The 14,330-nt window shown below is 71.5% G+C and carries 12 protein-coding genes and 1 tRNA gene; 7 read left to right on the top strand and 6 right to left on the bottom strand.

The window, feature by feature from the left end:
• The first annotated feature begins 8 nt into the window (after positions 1-8).
• From eboE to ACFWVV_RS16080, 3 genes are all read left to right on the top strand, one after another.
• Positions 9-1,334, top strand: coding sequence for a metabolite traffic protein EboE (gene eboE / locus ACFWVV_RS16090; protein ID WP_384352718.1), 1,326 nt, complete (start codon positions 9-11; stop codon positions 1,332-1,334).
• Complete coding sequence (locus tag ACFWVV_RS16085; protein WP_384352721.1) at positions 1,331-2,779, top strand: alkaline phosphatase family protein; 1,449 nt, start codon at positions 1,331-1,333, stop codon at positions 2,777-2,779. The genes eboE and ACFWVV_RS16085 overlap by 4 nt, the downstream gene beginning before the upstream one ends.
• Positions 2,780-2,953: 174 nt before the next feature.
• The gene (locus ACFWVV_RS16080; RefSeq protein WP_384352823.1) at positions 2,954-3,949 is read left to right on the top strand and encodes a sugar phosphate isomerase/epimerase family protein; all 996 of its coding nucleotides are present in this window, start codon (positions 2,954-2,956) and stop codon (positions 3,947-3,949) included.
• A gap of 136 nt (positions 3,950-4,085) precedes the next feature.
• Here the strand turns inward: ACFWVV_RS16080 and ACFWVV_RS16075 are convergent, their stop codons facing one another.
• Positions 4,086-5,456 (bottom strand): DUF2254 domain-containing protein, encoded by a 1,371-nt coding sequence (locus ACFWVV_RS16075; RefSeq protein ID WP_384352724.1) that lies wholly within the window; start codon positions 5,454-5,456, stop codon positions 4,086-4,088.
• A 157-nt stretch (positions 5,457-5,613) separates the two neighbouring features.
• On the opposite strand from ACFWVV_RS16075, the gene ACFWVV_RS16070 reads away from it, so the two are divergent.
• Together ACFWVV_RS16070 and ACFWVV_RS16065 are read left to right on the top strand one after the other, a co-directional pair.
• Complete coding sequence (locus ACFWVV_RS16070; RefSeq protein WP_384352727.1) at positions 5,614-6,078, top strand: hypothetical protein; 465 nt, start codon at positions 5,614-5,616, stop codon at positions 6,076-6,078.
• Between the two features lie 97 nt (positions 6,079-6,175).
• Positions 6,176-6,263, top strand: a tRNA-Leu gene (locus ACFWVV_RS16065).
• 125 nt (positions 6,264-6,388) lie between these two features.
• Here the strand turns inward: ACFWVV_RS16065 and ACFWVV_RS16060 are convergent.
• Positions 6,389-6,595, bottom strand: coding sequence for a DUF397 domain-containing protein (locus ACFWVV_RS16060; protein WP_384352730.1), 207 nt, complete (start codon positions 6,593-6,595; stop codon positions 6,389-6,391).
• Complete coding sequence (locus tag ACFWVV_RS16055) at positions 6,592-7,464, bottom strand: Scr1 family TA system antitoxin-like transcriptional regulator (RefSeq protein ID WP_384352733.1); 873 nt, start codon at positions 7,462-7,464, stop codon at positions 6,592-6,594. The genes ACFWVV_RS16060 and ACFWVV_RS16055 overlap by 4 nt, the downstream gene beginning before the upstream one ends.
• 173 nt (positions 7,465-7,637) lie before the next feature.
• On the opposite strand from ACFWVV_RS16055, the gene ACFWVV_RS16050 reads away from it, so the two are divergent.
• Together ACFWVV_RS16050 and ACFWVV_RS16045 are read left to right on the top strand one after the other, a co-directional pair.
• Entirely contained in the window at positions 7,638-8,105 is a 468-nt protein-coding gene (locus ACFWVV_RS16050) for an ATP-binding protein (protein WP_384352736.1), read from the top strand.
• A gap of 370 nt (positions 8,106-8,475) precedes the next feature.
• Positions 8,476-9,846, top strand: coding sequence for an enterochelin esterase domain-containing protein (locus ACFWVV_RS16045; protein WP_384352738.1), 1,371 nt, complete (start codon positions 8,476-8,478; stop codon positions 9,844-9,846).
• A gap of 86 nt (positions 9,847-9,932) precedes the next feature.
• Here ACFWVV_RS16045 and ACFWVV_RS16040 read toward each other — a convergent pair whose 3' ends face one another.
• The 3 genes from ACFWVV_RS16040 to ACFWVV_RS16030 are packed head-to-tail and all read right to left on the bottom strand — an operon-like array spanning position 9,933 to position 14,328.
• Positions 9,933-10,127 (bottom strand): MbtH family protein, encoded by a 195-nt coding sequence (locus ACFWVV_RS16040; RefSeq protein WP_384352740.1) that lies wholly within the window; start codon positions 10,125-10,127, stop codon positions 9,933-9,935.
• The gene (locus tag ACFWVV_RS16035) at positions 10,124-14,080 is read right to left on the bottom strand and encodes an amino acid adenylation domain-containing protein (protein ID WP_384352743.1); all 3,957 of its coding nucleotides are present in this window, start codon (positions 14,078-14,080) and stop codon (positions 10,124-10,126) included. The genes ACFWVV_RS16040 and ACFWVV_RS16035 overlap by 4 nt, the downstream gene beginning before the upstream one ends.
• Complete coding sequence (locus ACFWVV_RS16030; RefSeq protein WP_384352746.1) at positions 14,077-14,328, bottom strand: phosphopantetheine-binding protein; 252 nt, start codon at positions 14,326-14,328, stop codon at positions 14,077-14,079. The genes ACFWVV_RS16035 and ACFWVV_RS16030 overlap by 4 nt, the downstream gene beginning before the upstream one ends.
• Between the last annotated feature and the right edge of the window lie 2 nt (positions 14,329-14,330).

The following is a 14,330-nucleotide window of genomic DNA, read 5'->3' as shown; positions in this document are numbered from 1 at the left end:
CACCCGGCATGCGCTTCCGCCACCGGGACGGTTCGACCGTCCACCTCGCGTACTGCACCAACGTCCACCCCGCGGAGACCCTCGACGGCGTCATGGCCCAGCTCCGCGACCACTGCGAACCCGTACGCAAACGACTCGGCCGGGACCGCCTCGGCATCGGCCTGTGGCTCGCGAGGGCCGCCGCGCACACCCTGGAGGCGGACCCGGCCGCGCTGCGCGCCCTGCGTGCCGAACTCGACCGGCGCGGCCTCGAAGTCGTCACCCTCAACGGCTTCCCTTACGAAGGGTTCGGCGCGCAGGAGGTCAAGTACCGGGTCTACACACCCGACTGGACCGACCCGGAACGCCTCTCCTACACCACCACCCTGGCCCGCCTCCTCGCCGCCCTGCTGCCCGACGACGTCACCGAGGGCAGCATCTCCACTCTCCCGCTGGCCTGGCGCACCCCGTACGACGAGGATCCCGCCGCGGCCGGGACGGCCCACACCGCGTTGACCACCCTCGCGCGCCGCCTCGACGCCCTGGCGGAACTCACCGGCAAGTCGCTGCGCATCGGCCTTGAACCCGAGCCCGGCTGCACCGTCGAGACCACCGCCGACGCCCTCCGCCCGCTCACGGACCTGGCACACCCCCGCCTCGGTATCTGCGTGGACACCTGCCACCTCGCCACCTCCTTCGAAGACCCGGCCACCGCCCTCGACGCCCTCACGTCGGCGGGCATCACCATCGTCAAGGCCCAGCTCTCCGCCGCGCTCCACGCGGAACACCCCCACCTCCCCGAAGTCCGCGCCGCCCTGGCCGAATTCGCCGAACCCCGCTTCCTCCACCAGACCCGCTGCCGACCCCGCGCCTCCTCACCCCGCACCCCCTCACCCCTCGCCCCGGCACCGCATACCCCCGCGCCGCGCACCACCAGCCCCGGAGGCCGGCCCGGCCCTGGAAGCCGCCCCGGTCTTGGAGGCCCGCCCGGCTCCGGAGGCCGGCCCCGTCCCGCCCCCCTCCTCGGCACGGACGACCTCGCCGAAGCCCTGAACGGCTCCGGTCTCCCGGACGACGCGCCCTGGCGTTCCCACTTCCACGTCCCGCTGCACGCTCCGCCCGCCCCACCCCTCACCTCCACCCTCGCCGTACTCCAGGACACCCTGTCCCGCCTCGTCGCCGGCCCCACCGGCCACCCGCTCACCCGTCACCTGGAGGTCGAGACCTACACCTGGCAGGCCCTCCCGCCCGAGCTGCGCCCCCGCAACCGCGCCCAGCTCGCCGACGGGACCGCCGCCGAACTCGCCCTCGTACGCGACCTCCTGACGGATCTCGGCCTCAAGGAACTCCCATGACCCCACCACCCCCGCCCGCATCCGAGCCCTCGCCCGCCCCTTCCGCAACAACACCCGCGCCCCCCTCCCGCACCCCCACCCCCCTCCTCGTCCTGGACGTCGTCGGCCTCACCCCCCGCCTCCTGAACCACATGCCGCGCCTCAAGCAGCTCGCGCAGTCCGGCTCCCAGGCACCGCTCGGCACCGTCCTGCCCGCCGTCACCTGCGCCGCGCAGTCCACCTTCCTCACCGGAACCACCCCCGCCGAACACGGCATCGTCGGCAACGGCTGGTACTTCCGCGACCTGGGCGAGGTCCTGCTGTGGCGCCAGCACAACGGCCTCGTCCAGGGCGACAAGATCTGGGACGCCGCCCGCCGCGTCCACCCCGGATACACCGTCGCCAACATCTGCTGGTGGTACGCCATGGGCGCGGACACCGACATCACCGTCACCCCCCGCCCCGTCTACTACGCGGACGGCCGCAAGGAACCCGACTGCTACACCCGGCCCCCCTCCCTCCACGACGAACTGACCTCACGCCTCGGCACGTTCCCCCTCTTCCACTTCTGGGGCCCCGGCGCCGACATCGTCTCCTCGCGCTGGATCGTCGACGCGACCCGCCACATCCTGCGCACCTCCCACCCCGACCTCGCGCTCTGCTACCTCCCGCACCTCGACTACGACCTCCAGCGCTACGGCCCCGACGACCCCCGCTCCCACCGGGCCGCCGCCGATCTGGACGCCGTCATGACCCCGTTGCTCGACGACGCCAGGGCCGAGGGCCGCACCGTCGTCGCGCTGTCCGAGTACGGCATCACCCGCGTCTCCCGCGCCGTCGACATCAACCGCGCCCTGCGCCGCGCAGGGCTGATCGAGGTCCACACCCAGGACGGCATGGAGTACCTGGACCCGACCACCTCCCGCGCGTTCGCCGTGGCCGACCACCAGATCGCCCACATCTACGTACGCCGCCCCGAAGACCTGGAAGCCGCCCGCAACGCGCTCACCGGCCTGGATGGAATCGACGAACTCCTCGACGACGAGGGCAAGAAGGCCCACGGCCTCGACCACCCCCGCTCCGGCGAACTGGTCGCCGTGGCCGCCCCGGACGCCTGGTTCACGTACTACTACTGGCTCGACGACGCCAAGGCCCCGGACTTCGCCCAGCTCGTCGAGATCCACCGCAAACCCGGCTACGACCCGGTCGAGCTGTTCCTCGACCCGCTCGACCCGTACGTACGCCTCAAGGCCGCCACCGCGGTCGCACGCAAGAAACTCGGCATGCGCTACCGGATGGCCGTGGTCCCCCTGGACCCGTCACCTATTCGCGGCAGCCACGGCCGCCTCCCCGAGAGCGACGACGAAGGTCCGCTCATCCTCTGCTCCACCCCCCACACGATCACCGGCCGCACCGCGGCCACCGAAGTGAAGGCCCTGCTGCTCCGACTGGCAGGCCTGCACTGACGCACCGCGCTCCTGTCACTGCCTCCACTGAAGCAGACGCCACTGACAATCCGCCCGGGCCGCAGATCCCACCCGGGCCGGCCCCGCTCGTTCACCGTTGACCCGAGGAGACCCGTGAACCTCTCCAGCAAGGCAAACGACCCGGAACTCACCCACAAACTCTCCCGGCGGAACATGCTCTCGGTCGCCGCCGGCACCAGCGCCGCAGCCCTCCTGGGCCTGGCCGCCGCCCCCGCGACAGCAGCCGAGGCCCCCGCCGTCACCGCCCGCGGCAAGGGCCGCGGCCGTCCCGTACTGCCCCCCGGCCGCCTCGGCATCCAGCTCTACTCGCTCCGCGACAAGGTCTCGACCCTCGGCTTCGCCAAGGTCTTCGCCGAGCTGCAACGCCACGGATACGACGAAGTCGAGTTCGCCGGGTACAGCCAGGGCTCCGCGGGCCCCCTCACCCTGCCCCAGCTCCGCCGCCTCACCCGCGACCACGGCCTGCGCGGCATCGGCAGCCACGTCGGCTACTACGACGACAACAACCCGAACGCCTACACCTTCGCCCAGAACCTGACGAAGGTCCTGGACGACGCCCAGGCCCTCGGCCTCCCGCACATCGGCACCGCCTCAGGACCCTGGCGCTACGGCGCCACCGTCGACGGCTGGAAGCGCTGCGCCGAAGAGTTCAACAAGTACGGCGAGGCGGCCCGCAAACGCGGCATGAAGTTCTACCAGCACAACCACGCGGAGGAGTTCTCCTTCGCCACCGACAGTCCTGGCACCCGGCTCTACGACGTCCTGCTCGCCGAGACCGACCCCGACCTGGTCTTCCTCGAAATGGACATCTACTGGGCGTACGTGGCCCAGTTCCGCTTCTCGAAGAGGGCCGACGGCACCCCCGCCCCCTTCGACCCGCTCCGCTACGTCCTCAGGCAGCCGCACCGCTACCCGCTCTTCCACGTCAAGGACGGCGAGCACGACACCGCAACGCGCGACGGCTACCGGATGACCGACGTGGGTGACGGAGACATCGACTACCGGCGCTTCATCTCCGCGGTCAGCCGTACCCGCCACGGCCGCGGCGGCCACCACTGGCAGGTCGAACACGACCAGCCCGCCGACTCCTTCGCCTTCGCCCGCAAGTCCAGCGCCCACCTGCACTCCCTGCGCGAGCGCGACTGCTGACACCGAGGGCCGGGCCCGCTGGCTTCCCCCGGGGTTCGCCCCCGGAGTCCGGGCCCCGTGTGTCCGGCCACCCGGGCAAGGTCCAGCCCCCGGGCAACGGCCAGCCCCCGGGCATCGGCCGGCCCCACAGCAGAACTCACCCGATGCCCTGCCTGTCGGGCAGCAGCGCGAACTCCCGCTCGGTCGCCTCCGGCACCGTGCGCTCCACCAGCTCCACCAGGAGCGCATGGTGCCGCAGCAACGGCTCCCGCCGATCCTCGAACCCTTCTTCGCCCTCTTGGCCGCCGACGTGGCCCGCGTACCCATGGGCACGCTCAGCGGCGAGCAGCAGCAGATCGTCCAGCCCCGCCATCAGCCGCCGGGACACCTGCGGATTGCCGTGCACCGCCAACCGGATCTCGCTGAACCCAAGGTCCACCAGGTCCTCCCAGGAGGGCACCGACTGCACGAACCGCACCGAGCCGTCCTTGGCCCGGTGGTGCAGTGCCCCCAGCGGAAGCCCCACGGCCACCGAGAGGAACTGCACGATCCGGTCGACCGCCTGCACGGCGGTCGTCGGATCGTTCACGGCGGGCGACAGGGCCCGCAGCGCGATGTCCGACAGCTGCCGCAGCCCGAACCCCAGGTCCTGGTGGAAGGTCCGCTCCACCCCCACCGACACGGTGCGCCGCAGCGCGCGCGGCGCGGGCGGCCGCCCGCCGTGCACGGCGAGCACCGGCGTACCGGGCACGACGAAGTCCCCGATCCGCGGAATCAGCCGCAGTACGACCCCGCGTCGTGCGGCCACCCGGACCAGCCGGGCGATGTACACGTCGCGCAGCACCCCGGCGCGCCCCTCGTACGGGATCAGCCCGGTCTCCTCGCCGAGCACGGCACCCCGCTCCCACCCCCGCTCCTGCTTGCGCAGCACGCCGACCGCCTCCCGGCCGATCCGGTCGACGACGTAACCGACCCGCATCAGCCGCAGCGTCGAGTTCACATAGGCGATGAACAGCACGAGGCTCATCGCCACCATCGCCATCGTCAGCGCGCTCTGTACCAGCGGCACCGAGGACACCCGCCGAGGATCGGTCTCCCCGTCGTACCCGGCCATAACCAGCAGCGACATCACGAAGGTGGCCAGGAAGACACTGAACGTGAGCTTGGTGATCCGGCTCCGTACGAAGATCCGCACCACGCGCGGCGTGAACTGCCCGCTCGCCATCTGCACGGCCACCAGCGAGATGCTGAAGACCACGCCGATGAAGGTCATCATGGCCGAGCTGACGGTGGTGATGATCGTCTTCGCGTCCTCGGCGAGCCCGATCAGCTCGCCCAGCTCGTCGTACGACCCGGACTCGCGCAGCAGCGAGACGACCTCCGCGTCCACGGCCGCTGCCGCACCCCCGACGAGAACGGCGGCGGCGAGCCCGAGGGCCGGCGCGAACCAGAAGGTGTCCCTCAGGTGCTCCCGCAACGGCGAAAGCGGCCGGGGCCTGCGATATCGCGTACCGAGTGGAGTGCTCACCGGGCGAGCGTAGGCCGCCGGAAACCCCGAGAGAGCCTCCCGCCCGCGTCCCCCTCCAGTCGTACACGGAACGGCCCTGAGGGCTGACCCGTACGGCCCATCCGCCCGAGAGGATTGACCCACAACGCCGCATTCACCCCATTCCTGGAGCACTGCCATGAAGGCCCCCGTCATCCTCGCCGCCACCGGAACCGTCGCAGCCGCCGCTTTCCTCGGCGTGGTCGCCGCCCCCGCGGCGTACGACTGGTACCAGGACCGCCACGACCAGTCCTCCACGTACACCACCGGCACCGCCGCCAAGGAGGCCCGAGCCTCGGTCCCGCGCTGGCTGCCCGACACCGCCCAGAACATCTCGTACGCGATGCGGACCACGGGCGGCGACCGCCTCCTCAAGGCAACCCTCCCGACCCCCTCCACCCTGCCGCCCACCTGCAAGAAGATCGTCCCCGCCACCCCCCTCGCCCACTCGGCCCTCAAGGCCGACTGGTTCCCGGAGGACGCCCACAGCCGGGCCACCCACCGCTGCGACCTCTACTACGCGTACGCGGACGGAAGCACTCTGTACGCATGGCAGCACAACGCCGACTGGGTCGACTCCAACAAGGCGGCCGCAGGTCACTGACCACGCAATACGCAGGTGAAACCCACCCCGAACCCCTGGTATTGTTTTCCATGTCGGAACGGGCCAGCGCAAAAAGGCCCCGCACGACAGACACCTTGTCCGGGTGGCGGAATGGCAGACGCGCTAGCTTGAGGTGCTAGTGCCCTTTATCGGGCGTGGGGGTTCAAGTCCCCCCTCGGACACCAGCTGAGACCCCACTTCATGTGGGGTTTTTTGCTTTCCAGGGCTGTGGCGTGAGCAAACACGTAACCTGCGAAGACCTGTGTGGGGTTCGGCGACTCGGTGCGAGTCGCCCCCTCCACCATTCCGCTCAACCGTGCGTCGCGAACGAGATGAACTCTGTCCATTCACCGGCCCCGACCTGAAGTATTGGCCCCTGCCGGCACTTCGAGTCGCGGACGTACGTAACAACTGGCGTCATGGCGACCTCCACGCACTCGCCGCCGCCGGTGCCGCTGTAGCTGCTCTTGAACCAGAACGGGTCCGAAGTGCCTCGCAGGGACTGACTGTTGTTCATAGCTCTCCCAAGACGCGTTCGATCAGACGCGCAGACTCTCCGACGTTGAGCGCCTGCGATCGCAGCATCCCATAGCGCAGCGAGAGGTCACTGACCTTGTCCGCCTCTGAAATGACCATGCTGATGTCCTGCGACTCCACATAGGCGACCTGCTCCCGCGCAGCCGTCTCAAGCAACACCATCGATCCGTTGAGGCCCGGGTGTGCTCCGAGATCGGTGGGCACCACCTGGATTTGGATGTGGCGTTCAGCGCCTCGGCCCAGGAGGTGCTGGAGCTGGCGCCTCATGGCGACGGCTCCGCTCACCGGCCGACGTAGTACCACCTCCTCGATCAGGAAGGTTGCCGCGACTGGTGGCGTCTGCCGATCCAGCAGCTTCTGCCTGTCCATGCGGCCAGCGAGGCGTTCTTCGAGCAGTTCCTCGGACACCGGTGGGTAATGCGCTCCGAGCAGGGCCCGCGCATAATCGTCGGTCTGCAACAGGCCTGGGATCACATACCCCCCGTACCAGAAGAAGCTCAACGCCTCCGCCTCCAGCACCGCGTAGTTCCGGAAGAACCTCGGCAGTCGTGCCAGATCCACCTCCTCCTGCAACGCCCCCAACACCCCACCCGCCCCCAGCACTTCCTCCGCGCACTCCGTGAACCGTCCCTTCGCCGGGCGGCGCCCCTGCTCGATCGAGGCAGTCTGTTCGTACGAGTACCCGACGGCCTCCGCCAGCGCTTCCCGGCTCATTCCCGCCTTCTCCCGGAACAGCTTGAGGAGCTTGCCGTAGCCGACCCAGATCGCCGGCCGGTCGTCGTCGGGCTTCCGCCCCTTCCGTGCACCGGTCCGACCGGCGCTCCCGCTTCCGTTGTCCTTCGCGACCATCCGCTTCACGCTCCCGCCGCCGCACCGTTCACGTACGGTCCCGAAGTCAACGCGCCCCGCCCGCGCGAGGCCACGGCCCGCATGCCGTACAAACCAGAACCCCGCCCGTACCCGCAGATTCGGTACGTCAGGATGCCCTGGTCAGGCTATCCGCGTGACGGGACGGTTACGCCATGAAGTCGAAAATTCCGATTCCGGCCCCCGCGCTCAGCCCAGCGCAGCCCGACGTGTTCCGCATGCATTTCAGCTCCAGCCCGCGCGGTGCCCGCCTCGCCCGTCTGCTCGCCGTGCAGCATCTTGCCGATCTCGGGGTCCCGCACACCTCCCGTTCCTCCCGCGCAGTGGCAGCCGTCGTCGCCGAGTTCGCGGCGAACGCGATCAGCCACGGCCGGACCCCGGGCCGCAACTTCGAGGTCCGCGTCGACCTGACCCCGGACACGATCCGAATCGAGGTCACCGACACCCGCCCCGACCGCTTCCCCCGCACCCCCGCCGACGGCGGTATCCCCGAACCCCCGTCCCCGTACGCGACCTCCGGCCGGGGCTTGCTGCTGGTCTCCGCGACCGCGGACCGGTGGGACTGGTTCGTCCGCGACAACTGCGCCAAGACCGTCTGGGCCGAGCTGTCCCTGCACCCGTGAGCCTCCGGCGCCGGGGCGGTCCTCGCTCCACCTCCCTCGCTCCGCCTCGACGGATGTCCCGAAGCGGAGATGGGGAGAAGGAGCAGGAGCTGCTTGCGTGTGTGCCGGGCTTGCGGCCGGTCGCGGAGGCGGAGTCCGTATTGTTCCGCCGCTTCGATCTGGTGTCTCTCTTTGAACTGAGAGAGGGCGAGCGCGCGGAACCGGCGGTTCTGGCTGACTGGTGCTCGATCGCCGGTTGCCGAGGCCGTCCTGAATGGAGGAGGTGGCTCGGGAGTGACGGGTGCGCCGGCCTCCGTCGGGGGCGGGGGCGGGGGCGTCGGGCGTGCACGGTGCGGCGGGGCAGCCCAAGTAAGGTGAGCCTTATTTGGTGATGTCGCACGTGAAGCAACCGCTGGAGGCCCCCATGCCGCTGTCCGTCCCACCCGGCGGGACCACTCGTCGGCCGCCGCGTATCGCCAGGCCCGAGCCCGTGGAGCGGGTGGGCAGTGGCTGGGTGGCGCAAGCCGTCGGGGGCGGCGACTTCTGGGGCGAGGTACGCAGGGCAGGGGGCTCGCCCGTCGTCGAGAGCGATCCGGCCGGGGACCCGGCGTATCGGGTGGTGACCTTTCTTTGGCGGGGGAGTGCGGCGACCCGCGCCGTGCTCGTGTTGCCGAACAAGGTCGTCGACCCGCGCGACATGGCCCGCAATCTGATGGAACGGGTGCCAGGCACCGACATCTGGCACTGGTCCGTGCGGATGCGGGACGACTGGCGGGCCACCTACGCGTTCTGCGCGGACGAGGGGGGTGGGCCGGAGTACGGCACCCAGGCGTATTGGGCGTGGCTGCGCGGCAGGCAGGTGGGCGATCCGCTCAACTCGCGCACGCTTGAGCGGCGTTGGGGTGGCGAGCCGGTGTCGTACGTCGAGTTGCCGCAGGCGCCCTCCGGGGACCTGTGGCAGCGGCGGGCCGGCGTGCCGCGTGGCACCGTCACCGTGCACACCGTGCACAGCGAGCTGCTCGGGAACGAGCGGCAGGTGCATGTGTACGAGCCGCTCGGAGGTGCGCGGAGGCCCGCTGGGAGCGAGCGGGTGCTACCCGGCGGCGCAGCAGGGCCGCCCGGGGGCGCCCGGCAGGCGTCCGGTGACGAGCAGGGCCTGCCCGTGCTGGTGTTGCTGGACGGGGAGATGTGGCAGCCGGGGCTCGACGTCGCCTCGCTGCTCGACAATCTGATCGCAGACGGGCGGATTCCGCCGCTGGTGGCGTTGCTGCCGGAGTCGCTCGGGTCGGACGTCCGGTGGGATGAAATGGCGTGCAATGAGAGGTTCGCGGGTTTCCTGGAGCGGGAGCTGCTGCCCTGGGCGGGTGCGTGGCTGGCGTTGACGGACGACCCGGCGCGGACCGTGGTCGCCGGGCAGAGCCTGGGCGGGCTGACCGCCGCCTATGCCGCGGTGTGCGCGCCCGGCCGGTTCGGGCTCGTACTGGCGCAGTCGGGGTCGTTCTGGTGGCCGGATGGGCCCGATGCCGAGAGCTCGGAGTGGCTGACCGGGCAGATCGCCGCCGCCGAACGGCTGCCCGTGCGGTTCTGGCTTTCGGTGGGGGAGCAGGAGTGGGTGGCGCTGCCCGCCGCACGCAGGCTGCGCGACACCCTGGCCGACAAGGGGTACGACGACGCCGCCTACCGCGAGTACAACGGTGGCCACGACTACCTGTGCTGGCGCACCGAACTCACCGACGGTCTGGTGGAGTTGCTCGGGAAGTGACGTCGTCTCGCGGAAGGGGAGCCGTGGGTCGGCAGTAGCCGGCCCGCGGCCCCCTCGATCCAAGTGATCCCGCGTGCGCGCCCCCCTTACGCCGGGGACTCCTGCAAATACGACACGCAGCTCGCGTGCGGAGCAGGGCCGTGCACCGTCTCCCAGCCCCCGGGGGGAGCCCGGAAGGCCGGCCACAGCGAGTGTGCCCCGTCCGCGTTGCGCAGGACCAGGTGGGTGCCCTCCGAGGCCGAATCGGACTCCGGGGCGTCGAAGGGCGATGCCGTGGTCATGCGTGGTCCAGCTCCTTCAGATGGGCGGCGAGCACCGCGCAGATCTCGTCCAGCGGACCCGGCTGCGTCAACTCCGGGTGCAGGCAGTCGAGATCGAGATTGCGGAGGGTGCCGCCGATGTACGGGGACCAGGCGTCCGGGGTCAGCCAGTCCTCCGGGCGCGGTGCCGCCGCCGTGAAGAAGAGCACGTCGCCCGCGAAGGGGCGGTGCTCGTGCGCGCGCATCAGGCGGGCGTTGTTCACGACGATGTCGACCACCGCCGAGAGCGTGCGGTCCGGCAGGCCGGCCAGGGCGCTGCCCTCGCGGTGCAGCGTGGCCAGGACGTCCTCGCGGGTCAGCTCGTCCGTACGGTCGTAACCGGCCATCCGCAGCAGCGCGGTGAGCGCGTCCGTCTCGGCCGGGATCGCCGCGTCGCGCCACTGGTCGGACGGGTAGGCGTCCAGCAGGGCCAGCAACTCGACGTCCTCGCCCGCCTCTTGGAGCTGTACGGCGACGGTGTGCGCGAGCACCCCGCCCACCGACCAGCCCAGCAGCCGGTACGGGCCGTGCGGACGCACCGTGCGCATTGCCTCGATGTACTCGGCGGCCATCTCCTCCATGGTCGTCGGCAGAACACTGCCCTCGTCGCCGGACAGGCCGCGGGCCTGGAGCCCGTACAGCGGCTGGCCGGGATCCAGGCGCGAGAGCAGGCCCGAGTAGCACCAGCTGATGCCGCCCGCCGGGTGGAACGCGAACAGCGGGGTGCGGTCGCCGGTGGCGCGCAGCGGGAGCAGCAGGTCCAGGGCGTGGTCGGACTCGTGGCCGCCCGCGTCGAGGCGGGCGGCGAGAGTGGCCGGAGTCTGCGCCTGGAACAGCGTGCCGATGGTGAGTTCGGCTCCGAGCGCGTCGCGGACCCGGGCGACCAGGTGGGCCGCGAGGAGCGACGTACCGCCGAGGTCGAAGAACGCGTCGTCGACGCCCACCCGGGCCACGCCGAGCACATCGGCGAAGAGCCGGGTCAGCGTCTCCTCGCGGTGGCCCGAGGGGGCCCGGCCGCTGTCGGCCGTGCCGGTGAACGTGGGCGCGGGCAGCGCGCGGCGGTCGAGCTTGCCGTTCGGGCTGAGCGGCAGCTCGTCCAGGACCACGATCACGCCCGGCACCATGTGCTCGGGGAGCGTGCGGGCGAGCCGGGCGCGCAGGGCCTCCGGGTCGGGGCTCACTCCCGCGGCGGCCGGGGTGGCGTAACCGACCAGCCGCTGATCGCCCGGCCGGTCCTCGCGGACCAGCACGCCGACCGCGCCCACCGTCGGATCCTGCGCCAACTCGGCCTCGATCTCACCGAGTTCGATGCGCTGGCCGCGCAGCTTCACCTGGTGGTCGGTGCGGCCCAGGTACTCGACCTCGCCGTGCTCGGTCCAGCGCGCCAGGTCGCCCGTGCGGTACATGCGGGCACCGGGGGCGCCGTACGGGTCGGCGACGAAGCGGGACGCGCTGAGCGCCGGGCGGCCGAGGTAGCCGTCCGCCAACTGCACGCCCGCCAGGAAGAGTTCGCCGGGAACGCCGGGCGGGCACGGCTGGAGTGCGGCGTCCAGGACGTACAGCCGGGTGTTCCAGACCGGGCGCCCGATCGGCACCGCACCCGCCGCCGACTCCGCCGTGTCGCACGCGTGGTACGTCACGTCGACGGCTGCCTCCGTGGGACCGTACAGATTGTGCAGCGGTACGCCGGCGCCGAGCACCCGGCCGAACTCGCGGACCGTCTCGCGGGGCAGCGCTTCACCGCTGCAGAACACGTGGCGCAGCCCCGTGCAGGACGCCGCGGCGGGCTCCGTCAGGAAGACCTGGAGCATCGAGGGCACGAAGTGGCAGACGGTGACGGCCTGTTCGCGGATGACGCGGGCCAGGTACGCGGGATCCTTGTGGCCGCCGGGCTCGGCGACGACCAGCGTCGCACCCTCGCGGAACGCCCAGAAGAACTCCCAGACCGACACGTCGAAACCGGACGGCGTCTTCTGCAGCACCCGGTCGGCGGAAGTCAGGGCGTACTCCGCCTGCATCCAGCGCAGCCGGTTGTCGATCGCCCGGTGCGACACGACGACACCCTTGGGGCGGCCCGTCGAGCCCGAGGTGTAGATGACGTACGCGGGGTGCTCGGGGGTGAGGCCGGGAGCAGGGTTCGCGGGGGAGTAGGGCGTGGGATCGAACCGGTCGAGGGCGACAAGGCCGAAACCGGAGGCCGGTACGCGGTCCGCGCGGTCCGCGACGACGCAGGCCGGTTCGGCGTCGGCCAGCATGTGGGCGAGCCGGTCCGCCGGGTAGTCCGGGTCGAGCGGCAGATAGGCGCCGCCCGCCTTCAGTACGGCGAGCAGGGCAACGACCAGGTCAGCGGAGCGGGGCACGGCGACCGCGGCGACCGTGCCGGGCCGCACACCCTCCTCCATCAGGCGGTGCGCGAGCCGGTTGGCCCGGGAGTTCAGTTCCGCGTAGCTCAGCCGCTGCTCGCCGAAGACGAGTGCGGTGGCGTCCGGGGTACGGGCCGCCTGCTCCTCGATCGGGGCGATCAGGGTGGTGACCGGCAGGGGGCGGTCGGTCGCGTTGAACTCGTCCAGCACCAGGGCGAGTTCGCTCTCGCGGGCGATGCTGTGTGCGGCGAGCGGGGTGTGCGGTCCCGCGTGTGCGACGCGCTCGAGCAGCTCCAGGAAGCGGGCCTGGTGGAGGGCGAGTTCGTCGGTGCCGTAGAGGGCGGGGTTGCCGTCGTAGTCGATGCGCAGGCCGCTGCCGTCGGTGCGGTCGTAGACATTGACCGTGAGGTCGTCGACCGGGCCCGCGGACAGGTTGTGCGCCTCGGTGCGGGCGCCCGCGAAGGTCAGCGCGTAGTCGAACGGCATCACATTGATCAGCGGGCCGACCAGGGAGCGCCCCTCGCCGAGCAGGCCGAGGTCGCGGCGGATGTCCTCGTACCGGTAACGCTGGTGGCGGCGTGCCGCGCGGATGCCGAGGACCACCTGCCGGGTCAGCTCGGCGAAGGTCGCCGACGGGCTGACGGTGAGCCGCAGCGGCAGCACGTTCATCACCATGCCGGGGACGCGCAGCGCCACCGAACCCATCCGGCCCATCATCGGCAGCCCGAGCACGACCTCCTCCGCATGCGTGGCCCGGGAGAGGTGAAGCGCCTGGGCGGCGATCAGCACCTCCGGCCAGGTCGCCCGGATCGACGACGCCAGCTCGCGCAGCTGGTCGGTGGCGGTGGGGGAGAGGTGTGCGGTGCGGCGGTGGAATGTGCGGGAGGGGAGCGCGGTGCGCCCGGCCAGGTTCGGCGCCTCGGGGCGGTCGGCGAACGCGCCGTCCCAGAACCGCCGGTCCTTGTCGTACGTCTCCGAGGCCCGGTACCCGGCGTCCTCGTCGACCAGGTCCGCCAGCCGCCCGAACGGGCTGTCCGCAGGGCTCTCGCCCGCGGCGAGCGCGGTGTAGACCTCGGCGGTGCGGCGGGCCAGCAGCGAGTACCCGAAGCCGTCCATCACCACGTGGTGGACCCGCTGGTACCAGAGCCAGCGTGCGTCGCCCACCTGGAACAGGGCGTGCGCGAACAGTGGCCCCTTCGCCAGGTCGAAGGGCGTGTCGAGATCGGCCCGCATCCACTCCATCGCGTCGGCGAAGGGGTTGGTCCGGGAGCGGAGATCGGCGACGTGCAGCGGGAGTTGCGGAATGGCGAGCGGCAACTGGAGCGGCCCGTCCGCCGCGTCCACGATCCGCACCCGCAACGCGTCGGCCTCGGACACGACCTGACGGAGCGTCCTGGCGAAGACCTCGGGGTCGACCGGCCCGTGGATCTCCAGGCACTCGGCGGTGTTCTGCGCCGGACTGTGCGGATCGAGGGCCTGCGCGAACCACATGCCGGACTGGGCCGCGGTCAGCTTGAGCGGCCGCAGGGGCGCGGCGGGGCCGGCCGAGGCCGCTGCCGTCGGGGCCGTCATGAGGCCGCCCCCAGGAGCGGTGCCCAGGCCTCGATGGCGGGCTGCTCGGCCAGGTCGACGAAGGACGCGGTGGTGCCGTGGTCGCGGCGCCACCGCTCCAGCAGCGCCATGATGCGCATCGAGTCCAGGCCGTAGTCGACCAGGTTCTCGTCGACGGGTATGTCCTCGGGGTCCTCGCCCAGCACGTCGGCGACGTCGGCGCGGATCAGCTCGACGGTGAGGGGCGTGGCGGCGGTCTGGTCCGGCATGT

Source organism: Streptomyces sp. NPDC058663 (assembly GCF_042716745.1).
In the GTDB taxonomy this organism is placed as follows: Bacteria; Actinomycetota; Actinomycetes; order Streptomycetales; family Streptomycetaceae; genus Streptomyces.
The sequence above is the reverse complement of the archived record's forward strand: the minus strand, read 5'-3'. Positions and strand labels throughout refer to the sequence as shown.